This is a genomic window from Methylobacterium sp. yr668, from assembly GCF_900116245.1.
GTDB lineage: Bacteria > Pseudomonadota > Alphaproteobacteria > Rhizobiales > Beijerinckiaceae > Methylobacterium.
Window position 1 is genome coordinate 1 of record NZ_FOZY01000054.1, and the last position, 19,903, is coordinate 19,903.

General features: G+C 72.5%; 16 protein-coding genes and 1 pseudogene. 9 read left to right on the plus strand and 8 right to left on the minus strand.

Features of this window, described 5'->3' with window-relative positions:
* Window positions 1-2,262, minus strand: a 2,262-nt coding sequence (locus BM419_RS33335; RefSeq protein ID WP_280141981.1) for a S8 family peptidase, incomplete at its 3' end; no start/stop codon positions are given.
* 500 nt (window positions 2,263-2,762) lie between these two features.
* Between BM419_RS33335 and BM419_RS29930 the strand changes: the two genes are divergently transcribed.
* Window positions 2,763-3,818: a helix-turn-helix domain-containing protein gene (locus BM419_RS29930; RefSeq protein WP_091928581.1), complete on the plus strand. Its 1,056-nt coding sequence runs from the start codon at window positions 2,763-2,765 to the stop codon at window positions 3,816-3,818.
* Window position 3,819: 1 nt separating this feature from the next.
* Window positions 3,820-5,007 (plus strand): transporter substrate-binding domain-containing protein, encoded by a 1,188-nt coding sequence (locus BM419_RS29935; protein ID WP_091928582.1) that lies wholly within the window; start codon window positions 3,820-3,822, stop codon window positions 5,005-5,007.
* Between the two features lie 13 nt (window positions 5,008-5,020).
* Here BM419_RS29935 and BM419_RS29940 read toward each other — a convergent pair whose 3' ends face one another.
* The 6 genes from BM419_RS29940 to BM419_RS29965 form a co-directional block, all read right to left on the minus strand.
* A complete protein-coding gene (locus BM419_RS29940) occupies window positions 5,021-6,394 on the minus strand; it encodes an LLM class flavin-dependent oxidoreductase (RefSeq protein ID WP_091928583.1) in 1,374 nt (457 codons plus the stop codon).
* Window positions 6,394-7,632, minus strand: coding sequence for an SfnB family sulfur acquisition oxidoreductase (locus BM419_RS29945; protein ID WP_091928584.1), 1,239 nt, complete (start codon window positions 7,630-7,632; stop codon window positions 6,394-6,396). The genes BM419_RS29940 and BM419_RS29945 overlap by 1 nt, the downstream gene beginning before the upstream one ends.
* Window positions 7,633-7,642: 10 nt before the next feature.
* Window positions 7,643-8,887 (minus strand): SfnB family sulfur acquisition oxidoreductase, encoded by a 1,245-nt coding sequence (locus BM419_RS29950; protein WP_175556418.1) that lies wholly within the window; start codon window positions 8,885-8,887, stop codon window positions 7,643-7,645.
* A 207-nt stretch (window positions 8,888-9,094) separates the two neighbouring features.
* Entirely contained in the window at window positions 9,095-9,748 is a 654-nt protein-coding gene (locus tag BM419_RS29955; RefSeq protein WP_020096012.1) for a methionine ABC transporter permease, read from the minus strand.
* 78 nt (window positions 9,749-9,826) lie between these two features.
* Entirely contained in the window at window positions 9,827-10,993 is a 1,167-nt protein-coding gene (locus BM419_RS29960) for a methionine ABC transporter ATP-binding protein (protein WP_091928585.1), read from the minus strand.
* Entirely contained in the window at window positions 10,993-11,793 is an 801-nt protein-coding gene (locus BM419_RS29965; RefSeq protein ID WP_091683305.1) for a MetQ/NlpA family ABC transporter substrate-binding protein, read from the minus strand. Before BM419_RS29965 ends, BM419_RS29960 begins: the two co-directional genes overlap by 1 nt.
* 525 nt (window positions 11,794-12,318) lie before the next feature.
* On the opposite strand from BM419_RS29965, the gene BM419_RS29970 reads away from it, so the two are divergent.
* The 7 genes from BM419_RS29970 (at window position 12,319) to BM419_RS30000 (ending at window position 19,670) form a co-directional block, all read left to right on the plus strand.
* Window positions 12,319-12,561, plus strand: a complete 243-nt coding sequence (locus tag BM419_RS29970; RefSeq protein WP_091928590.1) for a hypothetical protein — start codon at window positions 12,319-12,321, stop codon at window positions 12,559-12,561.
* Window positions 12,562-12,949: 388 nt separating this feature from the next.
* Complete coding sequence (locus BM419_RS29975) at window positions 12,950-14,173, plus strand: metallophosphoesterase family protein (protein ID WP_091928586.1); 1,224 nt, start codon at window positions 12,950-12,952, stop codon at window positions 14,171-14,173.
* Between the two features lie 67 nt (window positions 14,174-14,240).
* On the plus strand, window positions 14,241-15,509 hold the full coding sequence (locus tag BM419_RS29980; protein WP_091928587.1) for an arsenic transporter: 1,269 nt from the start codon (window positions 14,241-14,243) through the stop codon (window positions 15,507-15,509).
* 31 nt (window positions 15,510-15,540) lie between these two features.
* Window positions 15,541-16,461, plus strand: coding sequence for a DMT family transporter (locus BM419_RS29985; RefSeq protein ID WP_020096018.1), 921 nt, complete (start codon window positions 15,541-15,543; stop codon window positions 16,459-16,461).
* Window positions 16,462-16,473: 12 nt separating this feature from the next.
* A complete protein-coding gene (locus tag BM419_RS29990) occupies window positions 16,474-17,871 on the plus strand; it encodes a TAXI family TRAP transporter solute-binding subunit (RefSeq protein ID WP_091928591.1) in 1,398 nt (465 codons plus the stop codon).
* 1 nt (window position 17,872) lies between these two features.
* Entirely contained in the window at window positions 17,873-19,318 is a 1,446-nt protein-coding gene (locus BM419_RS29995; RefSeq protein ID WP_244540923.1) for an adenylate/guanylate cyclase domain-containing protein, read from the plus strand.
* Window positions 19,319-19,430: 112 nt separating this feature from the next.
* Window positions 19,431-19,670, plus strand: a complete 240-nt coding sequence (locus tag BM419_RS30000) for a hypothetical protein (RefSeq protein ID WP_020096021.1) — start codon at window positions 19,431-19,433, stop codon at window positions 19,668-19,670.
* 83 nt (window positions 19,671-19,753) lie between these two features.
* Here the strand turns inward: BM419_RS30000 and BM419_RS33125 are convergent.
* A pseudogene (locus tag BM419_RS33125) lies at window positions 19,754-19,903 on the minus strand (3-phosphoglycerate dehydrogenase); the annotation flags it as partial.

Genomic DNA, 19,903 nt, shown 5'->3' on the forward strand with positions numbered 1-19,903 from the left:
GAGGGGGCCGGCGAGGCTGTAGCTGCCGCCCGTGGTGACGGCGAGCGTCGCGCCGGCGGCGTTGGCGAAGGGGCCGGTGCCGGCCACGGATCCGGAGACGGCGAGCAGGCCGGCATTGTTGGCGATGGGCCCGTCGATGCGGCCAGCGCTGGCGAGCACGGTGCCGGCATTGGTCAGGCCGCCGCTGATCGTGCTGCTGGTGGCGAGGAGGCCGGTGTTGGCGACGCCGCCGCCGATAGTGCCGGCGTTGCTCAGGATGCCGCTGCTGATGACGCCACCGCCGATGGTGCCGGCGTTGAGGGCGGTGCCGGTGTTGGTCAGTCCGCCCGCGACGGTGCCGGCGTTGATCAGGCTGCCGCTGTTGGTCGCGCCGCCGACGGTGCCGGTGTTGAGGGCCAGACCGGCATTGGCGAGGCCGCCCGTGATAGTGCCGCTGTTGGCGAGGACGCCGAAGTTGCCGACGTTGCCGGAGACGAGGCCGGCATTGAGGAAGCTCGCCGCCGAGCCGACGAGAACGGGCGCGGTGAGGCTGCCGGTGGCGGTCAGGGCCAGGGTGCCGGTGCCGACCAGGGCGCCGCCCGTGAACGTGTTGGCGGCCGAGAGCACGGCGGTGCCGGGGCCGGTCTTGACGAGCACGCCCGGCTGGCTGCCGTCGGCGATCGGCCCCGCGAAGGTGGCGGTGCCGAGGTCGATCTGCAGGGTGCCGGGGCCGGCCAGCGTGATCGGGCGGGCGGTGGCGAAGCCGTCGGCCAGGACCTCGAGGGTGCCGCCGCCGAGGGTCAGGCCGGTGCCGGCGGCGCCGAGATTGGCGTCGCGGGAGACGGCCAGGGTACCGCCGAGGACGGCGGTGCCGCCGGCATAGGTGTTGGTACCGGCGAGTTCGAGTGTGCCGAGACCAACCTTGATCAGACCGCCGACGCCCGAGATGTCGTTGGCGAAGCGGCCGTAATAGGCTTGGCCATTGTAGGTGGTGTTGACCGTCCAAGTGGAGGTGAACTGACCCGGGCCGTCGATGGCCTTGCCGAGGTTGAGCAGGCCCCAGCCGTAGATGGCGTTCGGGGCGTTGGCGGGCCCGTCACCGAGATGGGTGGCGGTTGTGAACATGGTCTGGGCGATCTGCGGCGCCGTCAGGAACGGGAACGCCTGACGCAATACGGCCGCAGCACCGGCCACGTGCGGCGCGGCCATTGAGGTGCCTTGCAGAGGCCCATAGTTTGAACCATTGAGAATTTTATTGTTGTTGGCGTCGAAGCCGCTGTAGCCCTGTCCGACCTGCACGGTTGAATAGATATTGACGCCCGGTGCCGCGATGCACCACGCTGCCGTAACACCGCACCAGTTGCTGAAATTGGCGATCTTCTTGTTTTCGTTGACTGCGACTACTGAAACGATAAAGCCGTCCAGCTTCGAAAAATCAATTTTGCTTTGGTCGACGGGGCCGGTCGGCGCATAGTCGGGGCTGGGATCGCCATTAGGGTCAGTCCCGTAGGTGGCATAAAATTGGTAGAGACCGCTATTCGCATTCGCTGGCTTGATGAATGGATAGAATGCGGCGCCGCTCGGGTTTTGAGTTACATCGGGTTGACTTCTTCGATCGTTGCCTGCGGCAAAGACCATGAGCATGTCTGACTGTGCGGCCCCAAGAAGCGCACTGGCCTCTCTTTCATCTGATATCTCGAATTCTTGAATTGACATTCTTCTATAGTTAGGATTTAAAAATCCATCGACGATCGGAGAAGAGGTCGTCGGTCCATAACTGCCATTCAAGACCCGGGCGCCGCTTTGAGTTGCTGCCTCCACTGCAGAGATTGTATTGCGTAAATTGAATAACGCCAATATCTTGCTGTCGAAACCGACCCCCATCATCCCGACGCCATCACGGGCAGCCGCAACTGTACCAGCCACATGGGTTCCATGACTGGATGCAGTGTCCGTATCGAATATAAGGGTTTGATTTAGTCCGGGAATAAAATTTCTTGATTGCTGAGAGATCCGTCCTCGGAATTCTGGATTCAGGGGGTCGATCCCGGAGTCAATCACGGCAACCAATACGCCTAGACCGGTGAAGCCTCGGGCGTAAGCGGTGGCGGCATTAATCGCAGACAAGCCCCAGTCGGCTCTGTATTCGGGCGTGTCGAACTGCGCCGCGGTCAGGGGAACGCCAAAAGCATTGAACGTCGAAGGCGAGCGCGCCGGCACGGTCTGCGCCGCAACAGGTCCGAGAGCCAGCGTGAGGGTGGCGAGCGAGCTGCCGACCAGCAATCCGAGCCGTACGGGGCCGCGCCGCCGGGTTCCGGCGCGCGCGCCCCGGCTCGGATCACAGGATCCGGTCACACGCTCTACATCGCTATACTGTTGGACCACCGGACTGACCCCCGTCATGCCTGTCGCAAACTGTGTACGGGGGGGTAGGAAATGCGGCTTTAACGAACTATCACATTGCGGCCACACTCGGCGCCGCGCGCGACAGTCTGAAACGGCAATCCCCCTTTCTGGGACGGAAGGAACCATTCCGCGGCTCGCGTGTCATGGTGGTCCGACGCTGCCGCGCGCGGCGCCCCGATCCGGCGGCCCCCGCGTCGAATCGCACGCCGCCCGGGCAAACGACAGTGTACAGCCGCTCGGGTCGGCGGGAGACAGGAGGACTGTCCGGGTGGACGCGGCTAACGTGCGGGACGACCGGACCGCGTTGCCACGCGTCACCTTGGGACAGGCCCCCGTTCTTCATCGGTCGCGCGAACAGCAGGTGTCAGGCTCTACGTATGTCTTCCGAGGAGAGAAACCACGACCCGGACGCGGCGCCGGCCGGGGGCGAGGCTCCGGGCGGCGAGGTCGCCTGCCTGCGGTTCGAGCCGCCCGGGGATCCCGCGGCGCTGGGGCGGGCGTGGCAGGACCATCTCGCGCCCATCTTCGACGTGAGCTTCCGCCCGGAGACCGACCTGACCGTCCCGATCGCGATGCGCAGCTACCATCTCGGCGACCTACTGGTCGGCGACGTGGTGGCGCCGGCCCACACCCTCGTGCGGACGCGGGAGATGATCGGCCAGCAAGGCCTCGACCACATCCTGCTGCAATTCTACCGGCGGGGGCAGAGCCGCGTGGAGACCGATCAGGGCACCGGCCCCGTGAACGAGGTGCAGTGCATCGTCTTCGACCTCGCCCAGCCCGTGCGCATCGTGGCGGGCGCGGTCGACGCCACGAACGTCGTGATCCCCCGCGCCCTGCTGGAGAAGCAGGGCTGCCACCCCGACGCCCTGCACGGGCGCCCCCTCGACCACGACGGCGACCCGTTCGGGCGCCTGGTCCATAATTTCGTCGCCAACGTCGTCGCCTGCGGCGACCTCCTCGACCGCCGCGAGGCCCTGGCGGCCTCGGCGGCGATCACCCAGCTCTGCGCCAGCTGGCTGCGCGGGCAGGAGGAGGGGCGCCCCTCCCAGCACCAGGACATCCGGATCCGGGTCCGCCGCCTCGTCGAGGCGGAACTCGGCAACCCGAAGCTGACGCCCGCCCTGATCGCGACCCGGCTCGGCCTGTCGCGCTCGACCCTGTACCGGCTGTTCGCCCCCAACGGCATCGTGGCGTATATCCGCGACCGCCGCCTCATGGCGGCGATGCGGATGCTCGTGCGCGACGATGCCCCCAAACCCCTGCGCATCTCGCAGGTCGCCTTCGCGGTCGGCTTCTCGGACGAGCGGACCTTCCGGCGGGCGTTCAAGCGCCGGTTCGGCTTCATCCCGAGCGACGCGTCCCAGCGCCTGGAGACCGGCCCCGAACCCGCGCCCGGCGCCGTCCTGCGCAACTGGATCGAGAGCCTCTGACGTGCCGCGCCGGTCCGCCGGCCGGCGGCGCGCCGGCGCCGCGGGCGTCCTGTCCCTCTGCCTGTGCCTCTCCCTGTGCTGCGCGGCCGCCGCGCCGCTCGCCCCGGGCCCCGTCCAGGCCGAAACCCGGGAGGCGGCGCCCGCCCTCCGCACCGGCGAGCCCGAGACGTGGCGGGTCGCGACCCATCCGGTGCCGCCCCTGGTCATGGACGAGGACGGCCGGCTGCGCGGGTTCAGCATCGATCTCTGGAACGCCCTCGCGCGGGATCTCGGCGTCCGGACGGCCTACCTGCGCGTCGACGACCTGCCGGCGCTGTTCGCGGCGGTCTCGGACGCGCGCGCGGACCTCGCCATCGCGGCGGTGTCGATCACCGCGGAGCGCGAGCGGCGTTTCGACTTCTCCGTCACGATGCTGGAGACCGGCCTGCGCATCGCCGTCCGGGCGGAGCCGGACGCGACCGGCTCGGCCACCGCGCGGGCTCTCCGGGCGCTCCTGAGCGACGCCGCCTTCCTGCAGGTCCTGCTGGGGCTCGCCGCCCTGATCCTGGCGGTGGCGGCCCTGGTCTGGTGGCTCGAGCGGCGCCACCCCGGCGGCATGGCGGCGCGCTCGGGACCGGCGCGCGGCTTCGCCCACGTCGTCTGGTGGGCCCTGAGCAGCCTCGCCGCCCAGGCGGAGGAGATGCCGCGCAGCCCGCTGGCGCGGGCCGTCACGGTGCTCTGGCTGTTCACCTGCATCGCCCTGGTGGCGTGGTTCACCGCGGGCCTGACCAGCACGGCGACCGTGGAGCGCCTGCGCGGCGCGATCAACGGCCCGCAGGACCTGCCGGGCAAGCGGGTGGGCACGGTCGCCAACACCACCTCGGTCGCCTACCTCGCGGACCATTTCGCCACGCCGGTGGGCTTCGCGACCCTGGAGGAGGCCTGCGCGGCGTTGCAGGCCGGCACGGTCGCGGCAGTGGTCTACGATGCCCCCGCGCTCAGCTACTACGCGACCCGGCCCGGCCACGAGGCCCTGCGCCTGGTCGGCACCGCGTTCAACCGGCAATCCTACGGCATCCTGTTCCCGGGCAACGACCCCCGGCGCAAGCGCGTCAACCAGGCCCTGCTGGGCCTGCGCGAGGACGGCCGCTACGACGAGATCTACGGCCGCTGGTTCGGCTCCGAGAGCGGCGAGTCCCAGGGGCGCTGATCAGGGTCGCTGATCAGGGCCGCCGAGGCGCGCCGCGGTAGGCCTCGGCCGGGTGGCGGGCGGGCAGCCGGTCCCCCTGGCCGAACAGCTTCGCCCGCAGCGAGCCCTCGGCGTAGGCGGTCTTGTAGAGGCCGCGGTCCTGCAGTTCCGGGATCACGAGGTCGATGAAGTCGGAGAAACTCTCCGGCACGACGATCCGGCTGAGGTTGAACCCGTCGACCTCGCCCTCCGTGATCCAGGCCTGGAGTTCGTCGGCGATCGTCACGGCGTCGCCGGTGAGGACCGCGTAGCGGCCGCCGAGCTGCAACTCGGCGAGGAGGTCGCGCTTCGTCAGTCCGCGCCTGGCCGCCGCCGCGGTGGCCGACTGGATGGCGTTGCCCGGCGCGTAGGGGATCGGCTCGTCCAGGCCGTAGCGGGCGAAGTCGATCCCCGTGGAGGCGGAGAAATGCGCGAGGCCCGCCTCCGGGCTCGCGTAGGACAGGTACTCGTCGCGCTTGGCCTCGGCCTCCGCCCGGGTCCGCCCGGGGATCACCGCGAGGCCGACGAACACCTTCACGTCGTCAGGCTCCCGGCCGGCCGCGACCGCCTCGGCCCGGATGGCGCGGACGGAGTCGCGGGCGGTGGCCGGGTCGCGGGCCGAGATGAACACGCACTCGGCGTGGCGGCCCGCGAAGGCGCGGCCGCGGCCCGAGGCGCCGGCCTGGTACAGGACCGGCGTGCGCTGGCGCGACGGCTCCGACAGGTGGTAGCCCTCGACCGCGAAGAACTCGCCCCGGTGGACGACCTTGCGGATATGGGCGGGATCGCTGAACACCCGGCCCGCCCGGTCGCGGCGCACGGCCGCGTCGTCCCAGCTGCCCTCCCAGAGCCGGTAGAGCACCTCCAGGTACTCGTCGGCGTAGTCGTAGCGCCGGTCGTGCGCCGGCAGCGCGCCGCCGCTCTGGCCGCGGTGGGCGCTGTCGAGATAGCCGGTGACGACGTTCCAGCCGATCCGGCCGCCCGTCAGGTGGTCGAGGGTCGAGAGGCGCCGGGCGAAGGTGTAGGGCGCCTCCTGGTGGACGTTGATCGTCACCCCGAAGCCGAGATGCTCGGTCACCGCCGCCATGGCGGAGATCATCACGGTCGGGTCGTTGACCGGGAGCTGCACGGCCTCCCGGGCGGTCACGTCGATGCCGCCGCCGTAGACGTCGTAGACGCCGATGATGTCGGCGATGAACAGGCCGTCGAACAGGCCGCGCTCCAGGAGCCTCGCCTGCTCGGTCCAGTAGGACAGCGTGTTGTAATCGGCCGAGCGGTCGCGCGGGTGGGTCCAGAGCCCGTGGTTGATGTGGCCCGCGCAGGTCATGTTGAAGGCGTTCAACAGGATCTGCTTCTTTCCGAGGGCCATCAGAGCGCTCCGTGCCGGGGCGGCTGCCGGCCGTCGAGGTGGTAGGCGCCGATCCAGTGGTACTTCCAGCGCACCGGATCGTGCAGGGTGTGGGTGCGGACGTCGCGCCAGTAGCGGTCGAGCGCCTCGGCCCGGTCGGTGGCCGAGGTGCCGCCGAGCTCGACGAGCTTGTTGGCCGCGAGCAGGCCGGCCCGGTGGCTCGCCGCCCGGGCCTCCGCCACCGCCACGGAGGCCGCCGCGACGCTGTCGGCGTCGGGGGCCTCCTGCGCGGCGTCGACGAAGCGGCCGGCCCGCGCCAGCAGGGCGTCGGCCGCCGCGAGGCGCACCTGGACGTCGCCCAGCGCGTGGAGGGTCAGGGGATCCTCGCTCGCCCGCGCGACCCCGGAATCGATCCACGGCCGGGCGCGGTCGCGCACGAAGGGCAGCGTCGCCGCGAAGGCGCCCGCGCCGATGCCGAGATCGATCCCGGCGTGCAGGATCTGCGCGAAGGGGCCGAGGGCGGTGGGCCGCTCCAGCGAGGCCTGGAACGGCACCACCCAGTCGGGCTCCACGGCGACGCGCTCGAACAGGACCGAGCCCGAGCCGGTGAGCCGCTGCCCGAACCCGTCCCAGTCGTCGACCAGGGTCACGCCCGGCGCGTCCCGGGGGACGAAGACGAGGTAGGCGACCGCCCGGCCGTCCTCCTCGGCATTGGCCAGGGTGGGGATGCGGTGGGCGTAGAGCGAGCCGGTGCAGTAGTCTTTGCGGCCCTCGACAGTCCAGCCGGCCGGGTCGCGCACGAGGCGGGTGCGGCGGGTGTGGTCGCGCGCGCCGGTCTCGGCGAGCGCGTTGCCGAAGCGCTCGCCCGCCAGGACGCGGCCGTAGAGGGCGCGCTTCTGGGCCTCGGTGCCGCCGTTGCGGAGCACCTCCAGGGCGTAGAAATGGTTCTGCGGGATCTGGCCGAGGGAGCCGTCCGCCGCGGCGATCCGGGCGATCACCTGGGCGACCGTGGCGCTGTCGAGGCCGGGGCCGCCGTATTCCCTCGGCACCGTGATCGCCCAGAGGCCGGATTCGGTGAAGCGCGCGATCTCGGCGACCGGCAGGCGGCGCTCCAAGTCGCGCTCGGCGGCGGCCTCGGCGAAGGCCTCCGCCAGCCGGTCGGCGACGGCGAGCGCCGCGGCGGCGTCCGGAAGGACCGGCACCGGGCGCGGCGGCGCGGGTGCCTGCGTGAAGGCGGTCTCGTGGGGCTGGAGCGGCATCGCCCGGTCCTCAGTTCCACTGGTGCCGGGCGGGCAGCACGCCGTTCAGGGCGTGGTTCCCGAGAAGGTGGTACTTCCACCGCACGGGGTCGTGCAGGGTGTGGACCCGAGCGTCGCGCCAGTACCGGCCGAGATTGTACCCGTCGCGGGTCGCCGAGGCGCCGGCGAGCTCGAGCAGCCGCTCGGAGGCTTCCAGGGCGATCTCGGTGGTGAGGATCTTGGCCTGCGCCACCGCCACCGACGCCTCGGCCGCGCTCTCAGCGGTGACGGGGGCCGCGGCGATCCGGTCGAGCGCCCGTCCGGCCCGGGCCAGGACCTCCTCGGCGGCGTGCAGGTCGACGGTGAGCCGCCCGACCTCGCCGAGGATGTGGGGATCCTCCGCGACGGTCTCGGCGGTGAAGGGATAGGGCCGGGTCCGGGTGCGCAGGAAGTCGAGGGCGGCGGCGGCCGCGCCCCGGGCGAGCCCGGCGTCGATCGCCGCGTGGATCAGCTGCGAGACCGGCCCGAACAGGCCCGGGCGCCCGGCCAGGGGCGCGAGGTCGATCGTCAGCTCCGCCTCGACCGGGGCCTGCGCGAAGATCACGCTGCCGCTCGCGGTGGTGCGCTGGCCGAAGCCCTGCCAGTCGTCCACCACCCGCACGCCGGGGGCGTCCCGGCGCACGAAGACCAGGAGCGGCCCGCCGTCGGGGCCGACCGCGCGCGTCGGGATCCAGTGGGCGAAGAGCGCGCCCGTGGAGTAGAAGCGCGTGCCGCTGAGTCGCGGGCCCTCCGGCCCGGCGGTCAGCCGCGTGTCCACGCCGGTGATCGCCTTGTCGTTGCGGGCGGGGCCGGCATTGCCGATCCGGTGGCCGGCGAGCACGTCCCGGTAGATCCGCGCCTGCTGGGCGGGGCTGGCGGCGGCCGCAACCAGCGCCAGGACGCCGAACTGGTTCTGGGGGATCTGCGCCGCCGAGCCGTCGGCGGCGGCCAGGATCGCGAAGACCTCCGCGAGCGTCGCGTGCGAGACCCCGGCGCCGCCGTGTTCGCGCGGCACCGTGATGCCGCCGAGCCCGCTCTCCGTGAAGGCCGCGATCTCCGCCCAGGGCAGGCGCCGGTCGCGGTCGCGCTCGGCCGCGCCCGCCGCGAAGATCCGGGCCACGGCCCGCGCGGCCGCGATCGCCTCGGCGTCCGAGCGGATCCGGTGCGGCGGCGCCGGCGGCGGCGGCAGCCGATCTTCGACCGGGTCGGTGACGGGATCGTCCAGGTGCAGGCTCATACGGTTTCCGGTTGACCGCTCGGGTTGGGACGTCCCGCCGTCATCGCGAGCGCGGCGAAGCGCCCCGGGGCCGCGCGCGGTCGGAAGACGCGGCGCGGCCTGGATCGCTTCGCTCCGCGCGCGCGGACGGCGATGTCGAGGTCGTCGACCGGGGACGATCCATGGCTGCAGGCTCCCGGTCGGATCGCCCAGATCGGACGGTTTCGCTCAGCGGGCCCGGAGCCGCCGCACCGCGGTGTCGCCCGCGAACTGGACCGCGCACACGAGGGCGATCAGGATCGCGATCACCACCACCATCACGGTGGTGTCGAAGCGCTGGTAGCCGTACCGGATGGCGACGTCCCCGAGCCCGCCCGCGCCCACCGCGCCCGCCATCGCGGAGGCGCCGATCATCGCCACCACCGTGATGGTGAAGCCGGCCACGATGCCCGGCAGCGCCTCGGGCAGGAGCACGTGGGCGAGGATGTGCCGGCGCCGGCAGCCGATGGACTGGGCGGCCTCGATCAGGCCCGCATCCACCTCCCGCAGCGAGACCTCGGCGATCCGGGCGAAGAACGGGGTCGCGCTCACCGAGAGCGGCACGATCGCCGCCCAGACGCCGATCGTGGTGCCGGCCACCAGCCGGGTGAACGGGATCAGCGCCACCAGCAGCACGATGAAGGGCACGGCCCGGAAGCCGTTGACCACGGTCCCGACCACCCGGTGGGCCGTCGGCGCCGCGAAGATGCCGCCGGGCCCGGAGGTGACGAGGAACAGCGCCAGGGGAATGCCGGCGACCACGGCGATCCCGGCCGAGACCCCGACCATGAGCGCGGTGTCGAGGAAGGCCTGCCAGAGGCGTTCGATCATCTGCGGCGACATGGCGGGCCTCCGGGTTCGGGGTGCAGGGGCGGCGGTGCAGCGGTCGGGGTATCGGGGGAGGAGCGGTCCCGCATCGTCTCACCCCTCCGCCGCGTCGGCGGGGACGTAGCCGACCCGCTCCACGTCGCCGCCGAGCGTCCGCAGCCGCGCCTCCGCGCCCGGGTCGTCGGCCGGGACGGCCACCAGCATCCGGCCGACCGCGTGGCCCTGGATCCGCTCGATGCCCGCCTGGAGCAGGCGCACCGGCGCCCCGGCCCCCGCGAGGCCCGACAGATCCGGCGCGGCCCGGCCCGAGCAGGTGATCCGCAGGATCGCCCAGCCGCCCGGCGCGGGCCGCGGCTGCAGCCGGGCCGCCAGATCCGGCGGCAGGCCGCGGGTCAGGGGTTCGAGCAGCGCCCGGGTGGTCGGGTGCTCGGGCGCCCCGAACACGCGCCAGACCGGCCCGGTCTCGACGACCCGGCCGCCCTCCAGCACCACGACGTCGCTGCAGATCTCGCGGATCACGCTCATCTCGTGGGTGATCAGGATGATGGTGATCCCGAGCCGCCGGTTGATGTCGCGCAGCAGGTCGAGGATCGCCAGCGTCGTCTCCGGATCGAGGGCGGAGGTCGCCTCGTCGCACAGCAGGATCTCCGGATCGCTCACGAGCGCCCGGGCGATGCCGACCCGCTGCTTCTGGCCCCCGGAGAGCCGCGACGGGTAGGTGTCGGCCTTGTCCTCCAGGCCGACGAGGCGCAGGGCCTCCGCGACCCGCGGGCCGATCGCGTGCCGCGGGACGCCCGCGACCGTGAGCGGCAGCGCCACGTTCTGCCGGACGGTCTTGGCCGCCAGCAGGTTGAAGTGCTGGAAGATCATGCCGATGCGCCGGCGCAGGGCGACGAGCCCGTCGGTGTCGAGGGCGTCGATCGGGGCGCCGTCGACCAGGACCCGGCCCGAACTCGGCGCCTCCAGCCGGTTGACCGTGCGCAGGAGGCTCGACTTGCCCGCCCCCGAGCGGCCGATGATGCCGAAGATCGCGCCGGCGGGGATCGCGAGGTCCACCTGGTCGAGCGCCTGCACCGGTCCGGCGGCCGAGCGGTAGGTCTTCGAGACGGACTCGAACCGCACCGTTCCGGTCTCCCGGCCGGCCTCGCTGCCGGGCGCGGCGGCCGGGGCCCGGGCGGCGGTCGCGGCGCCCGGGCCCGTCCGCCCGGCCGCGGCCGGCGTGCCCGGATCGCGCAGGCTGTCGAAGATCAGGCCGACCATCAGTTCTGCCACGCCAGCAGGTACAGCTTGTCGCTGTTGGCGAAGGACTTGCGGATCTGCTGTTTCACGGCCTCCGAGTTCTGGAAGAGCGTCACGAATTTCCGGATCACGGGGTCCTCCTTGCGGGCGGCCTTGGTGACGAAGCTCACGGCGAAGCGTCGGTCCTCGATACCGGAATAGATCAATCCGCTGGTCGGGTCGAAACTGCCGGCCGCCACGATGAAGTGCGGGTAGCCCAGGGCGAGGTCGACGTCGCCGGTGATCCGCGCGAGCTGCGGCCCCTCGACCTCGGTGAACCGCAGCGTCTTCGGGTTCTCGACGATGTCGTCGAGGGTGCCGAGGAAGCCGACACCGTCCTTCAGCGTGATCAGCCCGGCCTTCTGGAGGAGCAGCAGGCCGCGGCCCTGGTTCACCGGGTCGTTGGCGATCGCCACCGTGCCGCCCGCCGGGATCTGGTCGAAGCTCTTATGCTTCAGGGAGTACAGGCCGATATTGGACAGGATCCCGAGCCCGACGATGTCGAACGCGTAGCCCTTCTGCTTGGCGGCGTTCTCCATGAAGGGGCGGTGCTGGAAGAAGTTCACGTCGATGTCGCCGGCGTCGAGGGCGACGTTGGGCGTCGTCCAGTCGCTGAACTCGACCACCTTGACGTCGAGGCCCTCGGCCTTGGCCTCCCGGGCCGCGACCGTGACGGCGTCGCCGTAGGCGCCGGGCACGACGCCGACCCGGAGGGTCTCCGCCCCGGCCGGCAGGGCCCCGAGGCTGAGCGCCGCGACGGCGAGGAGACGCAGGAACTTCATCGGGCGGGAACTCTGATCGGGATGGACGGGGGCAAGTCCGGCTGCCGGGCCGCGATGGTTCGCTCCGCATCCGAAGGCATGCGGACACGATCCATCAAGTCGACAGGCGCCGTCTCACGTGGATGATTGTCTCGCGTCAGGTTTAGATCAGCGCGGCCCGCCCCGAAATTCTAAAGATCGTCGTTCGACGACACGAACGATCTCCCGATACCCATGAACCGGAGAGGCGCATGCTGCGCCCCCGCGGAACTCCTCTCCGGCCCCGCTCCGTCCCCGCGCGCGCGGTCCGGCCCCGGGGACGGGGCGCGGCGCCCGGGCGGATCCCGGTCGCCCGGACCGGTCGCCGAATACAGGTCGGTCCGGCGGGCGGAGCGCCGGAACAAGCCTTGTCGGATCGGATTGAACCTGCGATTATCCAGTCATCGCAACGGCTTAGTGAAGATCATGCTCTTCCGCGAGCACTCCGCGAACGAAACCTTCTCCCCCATCCTCGATCCGGGGGATGAGCCTTCCCGGGTCGCGGAGATGCCCCGCCGCCCGGTCCCCGAGGCCTGGTCCGGCGTCGCCGCGCCGGCCCTCGCCCCGGGCGACGAGGTGGTGTTCGACCGGCTCGACCTCGCCGAGATCCTCGGGATCTGGCGCCATGCCCGCGGCCGGGTCGTGGGGCTCCACCGCCCGTGGGGCGCGGCCGCCACCGTGGACGTGCAGTTCGAGGGACACAAGACCCTGGAACGCTACCTGCCGGATCTGTTCCGGCGCGTGCACTGAGGCGCGCCGCAAACCCGCCGGCCGGCGGAGTCATTGGCTGACCCCAGGCTGACCCCAGGCTGACCCCAGGCTGACCCCAGGCTGACCCCAGGCTGACCCCGGGCTGACCCCGGGCTGACCTTGCGCCGACATCGCCCGGATCTGTCGGCTGAGAGGACAGCGAGTGTCTGTTTTCACGACACTTCGCGGCGCTGGGCACGGATCGGGCCCGCGCTCACGAAAATGTAGGGCCCCACCGGCGCGCGTCTCCCCCCGGGGCCGGAACCCCGCCGGCTCCGAAACGTCGGGCCGGTCGCGACCACCGCGGCCGATCTCCCGGCCGGGGCGGACGGGCCTGTCCGGGGGGCACGATGGCTCAGGGAAACCACAGACGGCGCGCGGGCGCGCCATGACGGCGAGCCACGGCGTGTTCGCCTTCGCGCATATCGGCGACCTGCATCTCGAGCGGGGCTCCGACCCCCACGCCGCCGACCTGCGGGCGATGCTCGCCGAGGTGGCGGGGCTGCACCGACACGGTCTCCTCGACTTCGTCTACATCCCCGGCGACCTCGCCGAGGACGGGCGGGCGGAGCAGTACGCCGTCCTGCACGAGGCCCTGGACCGGCACCCGGACCTGCCGGTGCGCCTGATCGCCGGCGACCACGACCGCCAGCACGGCACGATGGCGGATTTCGACGCCCTGTTCGCCGCGGTCGCGGGCAGCCCGCGCGGCGGCGGCCACGCGGCGCGGCGCCACGACCTGCCGCGCCCGCGCGACCCCGTCTCCGTGACGCACTACTACTTCGCCGAGACCTGGGCCGGCGTGCGCTGCCTGTTCCTCGACATGGTCAGCCCCGGCTACGGCCAGAAGGGCTTCGGCCTCGATTTCCGCCTCGGCCCCCACCAGCTCGCGTGGCTCGGCGAGGAGCTGGCCCGGGCCGAGCGGGAGGGCCAGCCCTGCGCGGTCTTCGCCCACACCTACCCGGACGACCTCTGCGTGCCCGACGAGCGGGCGGCGCTCGCTGGCCTGATCCGCCACTACGGCGTCCGCCTCGTCGAGATGGGCCACACCCACTACAACGAGCTCGCCCCGGACGGGCGCACCCTCTACGCCGCGGCCCGCTCGGTCGGCCAGAACGAGGACGGCTCGGTCGGCTACGCGGTCGCGGCGATCGACGGGCCGGTCGCGAGCTGGCGGTTCAAGCCCCTCGACCGGGCGCTGCCCTTCGTGATGGTCACGAGCCCCGCCGACCGGCGCCTCGCCACGGCTCCCCTCGACGCCGCCGACGGAACGGTCTCGGTGCGCGCCCTCGTGCTGTCGGACCGGCCGCGGGCCGAGTGGCGCTGTCACCTGCGCGTCGATGGCGGCCCGGCCCACCCGATGGTGCCGGACGGCCCCCGGACGGTCCACGCCCGCATCCCCTGGCGGGACGGCGCGCGCCGCCTCGCCGTCACGGTCGCGGACGGCACCGGCCACACCGACACCGAGGTGATCGAGCCCGTGGACCGGAGCTTCGTGCCGCCGCCCGCGCACGAGCGGCCCGGCAGCGACGCGTTCCGCCTGCCGGCCTGGCCCGAGAAGGGGCTCCGGGGCGACCAGCTCGGGCCGAACCGCAACGGCCGGCACTGGTAGCCGGTCCCGCCCGAATCGCGGCACACCGCACCGCACGATCCACCCCACCAGAGGACCACCGCAACCGATGGGCGCGCTGACGCTGACCCCCAACATCGCGACTTGGACGATCGCCGCCCTCGCGACCCTCGGCGTCATCCTGCGGCCGTTCGCGTGGCCGGAGGCGATCTGGGCCGTGCTCGGGGCCGGCGCCCTCGTGGCCCTCGGCCTGCTCGCTCCCGCCACCGCCTGGGACGGCGTGCTGAAGGGGACCGACGTCTACCTGTTCCTCGTCGGCATGATGCTGATGTCGGAGGTGGCCCGGAAGGAGGGCCTGTTCGACTGGCTCGCCTCGATCGCGGTGCGCGCCGCCAAGGGCTCGGCGACCCGGCTGTTCACCCTCGTGTACCTCGTCGGCACCGTCGTCACGGTGTTCCTGTCCAACGACGCCTGCGCGGTGGTGCTGACGCCCGCCGTCTACGCGGCCACCAAGGCCGCCAAGGTGGAGAACCCCCTCCCCTACCTGTTCATCTGCGCCTTCATCGCCAACGCGGCGAGCTTCGTGCTGCCGATCTCGAACCCGGCCAACCTCGTGGTCTTCGCCGAGCACATGCCGCCGCTGGTGCGCTGGCTCGGCCTGTTCGCCCTGCCCTCGCTGCTGGCCATCGCCACGACCTACGCGGTGCTGCGGCTGACCCAGGCGAAGACCCTGCGCGGGCAGGAGGTCGCCACCGACGTCGAGGCTGTGCCGCTGTCCCGCACCGGCCTCGTGGCGGGGATCGGCATCGTGGCGACCGGCGGCGTGCTGATCGCGGCTTCCGCGCTCGGCCTCGATCTCGGCCTGCCCACCTTCGTGGCCGGGCTCGCCACCACGATCGTCGTGCTGCTGCTCAAGCGCGGCGGCCTCGTCGAGGTGGCCAAGGACGTGTCGTGGAGCGTGCTGCCGCTGGTGGCCGGGCTGTTCGTCCTCGTGGAGGCCCTGGAGAAGACCGGCGTCCTGGCGATGCTGGCGGACCTCCTCAAGGGCTACGCCCACGCCGCCCCGGAGGCCACCGCCTGGGGGGCGGGCGGCCTCGTCGCGGTGCTGTGCAACCTCGTCAACAACCTGCCGGCCGGGCTGATCGCGGGCGCCGCGGTCCAGACCGCCCACGTGCCCGAGAAGGTGGCGGGCGCGATCCTGATCGGCGTCGATCTCGGGCCGAACCTGTCGGTGACCGGTTCGCTCGCGACGATCCTCTGGCTCACCGCCATCCGCCGCGAGGGCCAGGATGTCGGCGCCTGGACCTTCCTCAAGCTCGGCCTGCTGGTGATGCCGCCGGCCCTCGCGCTGGCGCTCGCCGGCCTGCTCCTCGTCTGACCCTTCCCCGCAAACCCGAAGGTCCGCGCGCGTGACGGCTGCCCTCCTCTATCCCTTCATCCTGGTGGCGGGCGCGCTGCAGGCGATCGGCAACGCCATGAACGCGCAGCTGCGCGGCCGCATGGTCAATCCGTGGCTCGCCGCGACGGTGTCGTTCCTGCCGATCGTCTTCGTGTTCACGACCCTGTTCCTCACGATGCCGACGCCGCTGCCGAGCCTCGACTCCCTGGGCAAGATGCCCTGGTACGCGCCCCTCGGAGGCTTGGCCGGCGCGGTCGCGGTGTTCGGCGGGCTCGCCTTCATCGACAAGGTCGGCGCCGGGCCGTTCAACGGCCTGACGCTCACCGCCAACATCCTCACCTCCCTGGCGATGGACGCGCTCGGCCTGTTCGGCCTGCAGGCGGCGGGCTTCAAGCCGATGCCCTGGCTCGGCGGCCTGCTGATGGCGGTGGGCGTCACCTTCATCGCGCGCTCGGGCGGCAAGAGCGACGGCGGCGGCTCGGGGGTCGGCGGCAAGCTGCTCTACCCGTTCATCCTCGTGGCCGGCGCCCTGATGGCGATCGGCGTGGTCTGGAACGCGCAGCTCCGCGGGGCCCTGGAGAATCCCTGGCTCGCCGCGACGGTGTCGTTCGTGCCGGTCGTGTTCGTGTTCGCGCTGATGTTCCTGCTGCGGCCGTCGCCGCTGCCGACCCGCGACGACGTCGCGGGCGTCCGCTGGTGGATGCCCCTCGCCGGCCTCACCGGGGCGGTCGCGGTCTTCGCCGGACTGCTCTTCGTCGACAAGGTCGGGGCCGGCGCCTTCAACGGCCTGCTCATCACCGCCAACCTCCTGACCTCGGTGGCGCTCGATCATTTCGGCTGGTTCGGCATGAAGCGGGTCAAGGCCGGCCCGCCGCGCCTGATCGGCGCCGCCCTGATGGTCGGCGGCATCGTGCTGATCTCGCTGTTCTGAGTGGCCGGGGCGATGTGGACCCTCCCCGCCTGGATCCTGCGCCGGGAGACCCTGCTCCTGGCCGGGGCCGCCCTCCTGGGCGCGGGCGGGGTCGCGGCGTGGTACCTGCTCCAGGCGACGGTGCTCACCATCGCGGTCGCTCCCCGGGACGGGACCGAGCCCGGCCTGATCAAGGCCTACGCGGACGCGCTCGAGGCCGCGCACGAGAATGTCCGGCTGAAGATCCTGTCCTTCGACGACGTGCGCGAGAGCGCCGCCGCCCTGCAGGACGGGCGCGCCGACCTCGCGGTGGTCCGCCCCGACGTGCTGCTGCCGACGAACGGCCTCACCCTGGCGATCCTGCGCGACCAAGCGATGGTCATCGCCTCGCCCGAGCAGGCCGGGATCACGAGCTTCCCGAAGCTCGCCGGCAAGCGGCTCGGCATCGCGGCGCACCGGGACGCCGATCTCTGGCTGCTCCGGAACCTCCTCGGCTATTACGGGCTCACCCTGGAGGAGGCCGCCGGCCCGGCCCGGGACTCGACGGTCCTGCTGGTCCCGGTCGACCAGGAGGCGGTGGCCGGCGCCTTCCGCGAGAGGCGGATCGACGCCTTCGTCAGCATCATCGCGCCCTCGGCGCCGAAGGCGCTGGCCCTGGTCTCGGCCGTGCAGGGCGTCGCCCGCGGCGGCAAGGTGGCGTTCGTCGCCGTGGAGGATGACGGCGCGGTGATCGAGCGCTTCCCGCGGCTCCAGGCGGTCACCGTCCCGGGCGGCCTGTTCGGCGGCCGCCCGAAGCTGCCGGCCGACGACGTGAAGACGGTGGGCGCCTCGTACCGGCTGATGGCCCGGGCCTCCCTGAGCCGGGTCGTGGCGGCCGACGTGACCCAGCAGCTCTTCGAGAAGCGCGGCGCCGCCGCCCTGGCGACGGACGCCGCCGAGTACGTCCAGGCCCCGGCCTACGACACGACCGTGGCGGCCACCAGCGCCCGCATCCCGATCCATCCGGGGGCGATCGACTATTACGAGCGCGACCAGCACGGCTTCATCGAGCGCTACGGCGACACGCTCTACCTCCTCGGCGCGCTGGTGGGCGGCCTCGTCTCGGTGCTGGCCTGGATCCGGCAGCGCCTCGCCAGCCTGCGCCGCGAGCGCATCGACGAGCTCCTGGACCGGCTCCTGGAGATCGCCGGGCAGGCCCGGGCGCTGCGCGACCCGGCGGCGATCGAGGCGCTCACCGTCGAGGTCGACGCGCTGGCCATGGACGTCGTCCGCTACGCCCGCGAGCGGGAGCCGGACACCCGCACCATGTCGGCGGCGTCCGTCGCGATCGACACGGCGCGGGCGACCATCGCGGATTGCCGGGCGCGGGCGGCCGAGGACGGCGCGCGGGCCGGGCGGCCCGTCCGGCTGCACGGCGCGGCCGGGGCCTGACATGTCCGTCCCAGCGCCCGCGCCCGCCACCGTGCCCGCCACCGCAACAGAATCGGACCGGAGCGACGCCGCGCCGGACGCCGCCTCGGTCAGGGCGCGTGTCGGCGCGCGCGTGGGGGCGCGGGTGCAGCGATCCCTGCGCTCGCGCACCGTGACTTGGATGACGGTGGGGTTCGCCACGATCCTGGTGATGACCGCCATCGCGCTCGGCGCCTTCGTGTACCAGCAGCGCGGCGTCGACGCCGTGCGCCACACCGTGGCGGTGGACGGGCGCCTCGCCCGGGTCCTGTCGGCGGTGCAGGACGCCGAGACCGGCCAGCGCGGCTACCTGCTCACCGGCGACGAGGCCTTCCTGCTGCCCTTCACCGAGGGGCGGCTGAACGTCGACCAGCAGCTCGATCTCCTGCGCGACCTCGTCCAGGACGATCCCGACCAGCGGGGTGACCTCGACACCCTGGCCGGGTTGATCCGCCGGAAGCTCGACGAGCTCGGCGCCAGCGTCGCCCTCATGCGCGCCGGCGACGGCGCGGCGGCCCGCGCTTCCGTGGCGGACGGGCGCGGCAAGCAGGTGATGGACGCGATCCGCGACCGGGTGCGCCGCATGGAGGCGCACGAGGCGCGGCGGATGGAGCGGCGGCAGGCGACGGTGTCGCGGATCGCCCTGGCCATCTGGGTCATGGTCGGGGCCCTGGCAGTGCTGTTCGTGCTGTTCGCCGTGTCGGCCCTGCGGGAGGCGACCCGGCGCAACCGGCTGTCGCGGTTCCTGCCGCAGGAGCTGGTCCTGCGGCTCGCCGACGGCGACGGGAGCCTGAAGGCCGGCCGCCGCCAGCAGGCCGCCATCGTGTTCGTCGACATGCGCGGCTCGACCACCCTGGCCGAGAGCCTGGATCCGCACCGGCTCTCCGAGTTCCTGTCCGCCTTCCGGCGGCGGGTGACGCGCCTCGCCCGCCTGCGGGGCGGCGTGGTCGACAAGTTCATCGGCGACGGCGCCCTGGTGGTGTTCGGCCTGCCCGAGCCCCTGCCCGACGACGCGGCCCGCGCCCTCGCCTTCGCGCAGGACCTCGTCGCGGTGATCGCCCGCTGGACCGACAGGGCCGCACCCGCGCAGGCCGTGCGCATCGGTGTCGGCGTCCATTACGGCGAGGTGTTCTGCGGGATCATCGGCGAGGAGGCGCGCTACGAGTTCACCGTGCTGGGCGACGCCGTCAACGTCGCCGCCCGCCTCGAGCAGGCGACCAAGCTCCACGGCGTCCCGATCCTGGTCTCGGAGGCCGCGCGGCGGGCCGCGGGGGCGCCGGCTGAGGCGTGGCGCGAAGTCAGCCGCGAGCCTCTGCGGGGGCGCCGCGAGCGCATGGCCTACCACACGCCCGCCGCCCCGGGAGCGGGCGGTCCCGGCCCCCGGCGGGAAGAAGATATCGTGTTCCCGGCGGTCGAACCGGCCCTCTGAGAAGAACCTGCCTGTCGTGGGGATCGAATGGAGAACAAGCATCTCCGTGCGCAGCGAAATTCGAAAGACGTGTCCATTGCGAACGGACCTGCCGAGCGCGACATTCGGCACCATGCGCAGTGCCTCTGAAAACCAGTCGCCGGCCTTCGATCCGTTCGGCGAGCCCGTCGCCGACGGCGTCGCCGGCGCCTGCCCGGCCACCTCGACCGGCGACCGCACGGCGCGGCGCGTCGGCGGTGCGGTGTTCTGGACGCTGGCGCTCGCGATCCTGGCCGGCCGCGTCTACGCCTACGATCTCCCGGCCGTGCAGGCCGTCGCCTCGCACGCTGCCCAGGTGCTCGCCCTGCGCTGAGCCTCCCGGTCGAGCCCGTCGAAGGCGACCCGCGCGGCGCGCAGGTTGCCGTCGATGTGCAGCCGCGCGCGGGCCCTCCCGGTTCAGTCCCTCGTGAGGTGGCGGCGGACGGCCTGGGCCGTGACGGCGGAGACGCGCACGTTCGATTCCTGGGTCACCCCGGCGATGTGCGGCGTGAGGATCAGGTTCGGCACGTCGGCGAAGACGGCGCCCGCCGCCGCGTCGAGGGGCTC

What these genes read in the sequence shown, in the direction of transcription:
- BM419_RS29930 (WP_091928581.1), top strand. Translation starts at nt 2,763, where the DNA reads ATGTCTTCCGAGGAGAGAAACCACGACCCGGACGCGGCGCCGGCCGGG.
- BM419_RS29940 (WP_091928583.1), bottom strand. Translation starts at nt 6,394, where the DNA reads ATGGCCCTCGGAAAGAAGCAGATCCTGTTGAACGCCTTCAACATGACC.
- BM419_RS29945 (WP_091928584.1), bottom strand. Translation starts at nt 7,632, where the DNA reads ATGCCGCTCCAGCCCCACGAGACCGCCTTCACGCAGGCACCCGCGCCG.
- BM419_RS29950 (WP_175556418.1), bottom strand. Translation starts at nt 8,887, where the DNA reads ATGAGCCTGCACCTGGACGATCCCGTCACCGACCCGGTCGAAGATCGG.
- BM419_RS29955 (WP_020096012.1), bottom strand. Translation starts at nt 9,748, where the DNA reads ATGTCGCCGCAGATGATCGAACGCCTCTGGCAGGCCTTCCTCGACACC.
- BM419_RS29960 (WP_091928585.1), bottom strand. Translation starts at nt 10,993, where the DNA reads ATGGTCGGCCTGATCTTCGACAGCCTGCGCGATCCGGGCACGCCGGCC.
- BM419_RS29965 (WP_091683305.1), bottom strand. Translation starts at nt 11,793, where the DNA reads ATGAAGTTCCTGCGTCTCCTCGCCGTCGCGGCGCTCAGCCTCGGGGCC.
- BM419_RS29970 (WP_091928590.1), top strand. Translation starts at nt 12,319, where the DNA reads ATGCCCCGCCGCCCGGTCCCCGAGGCCTGGTCCGGCGTCGCCGCGCCG.
- BM419_RS29975 (WP_091928586.1), top strand. Translation starts at nt 12,950, where the DNA reads ATGACGGCGAGCCACGGCGTGTTCGCCTTCGCGCATATCGGCGACCTG.
- BM419_RS29980 (WP_091928587.1), top strand. Translation starts at nt 14,241, where the DNA reads ATGGGCGCGCTGACGCTGACCCCCAACATCGCGACTTGGACGATCGCC.
- BM419_RS29990 (WP_091928591.1), top strand. Translation starts at nt 16,474, where the DNA reads ATGTGGACCCTCCCCGCCTGGATCCTGCGCCGGGAGACCCTGCTCCTG.
- BM419_RS29995 (WP_244540923.1), top strand. Translation starts at nt 17,873, where the DNA reads ATGTCCGTCCCAGCGCCCGCGCCCGCCACCGTGCCCGCCACCGCAACA.
- BM419_RS30000 (WP_020096021.1), top strand. Translation starts at nt 19,431, where the DNA reads ATGCGCAGTGCCTCTGAAAACCAGTCGCCGGCCTTCGATCCGTTCGGC.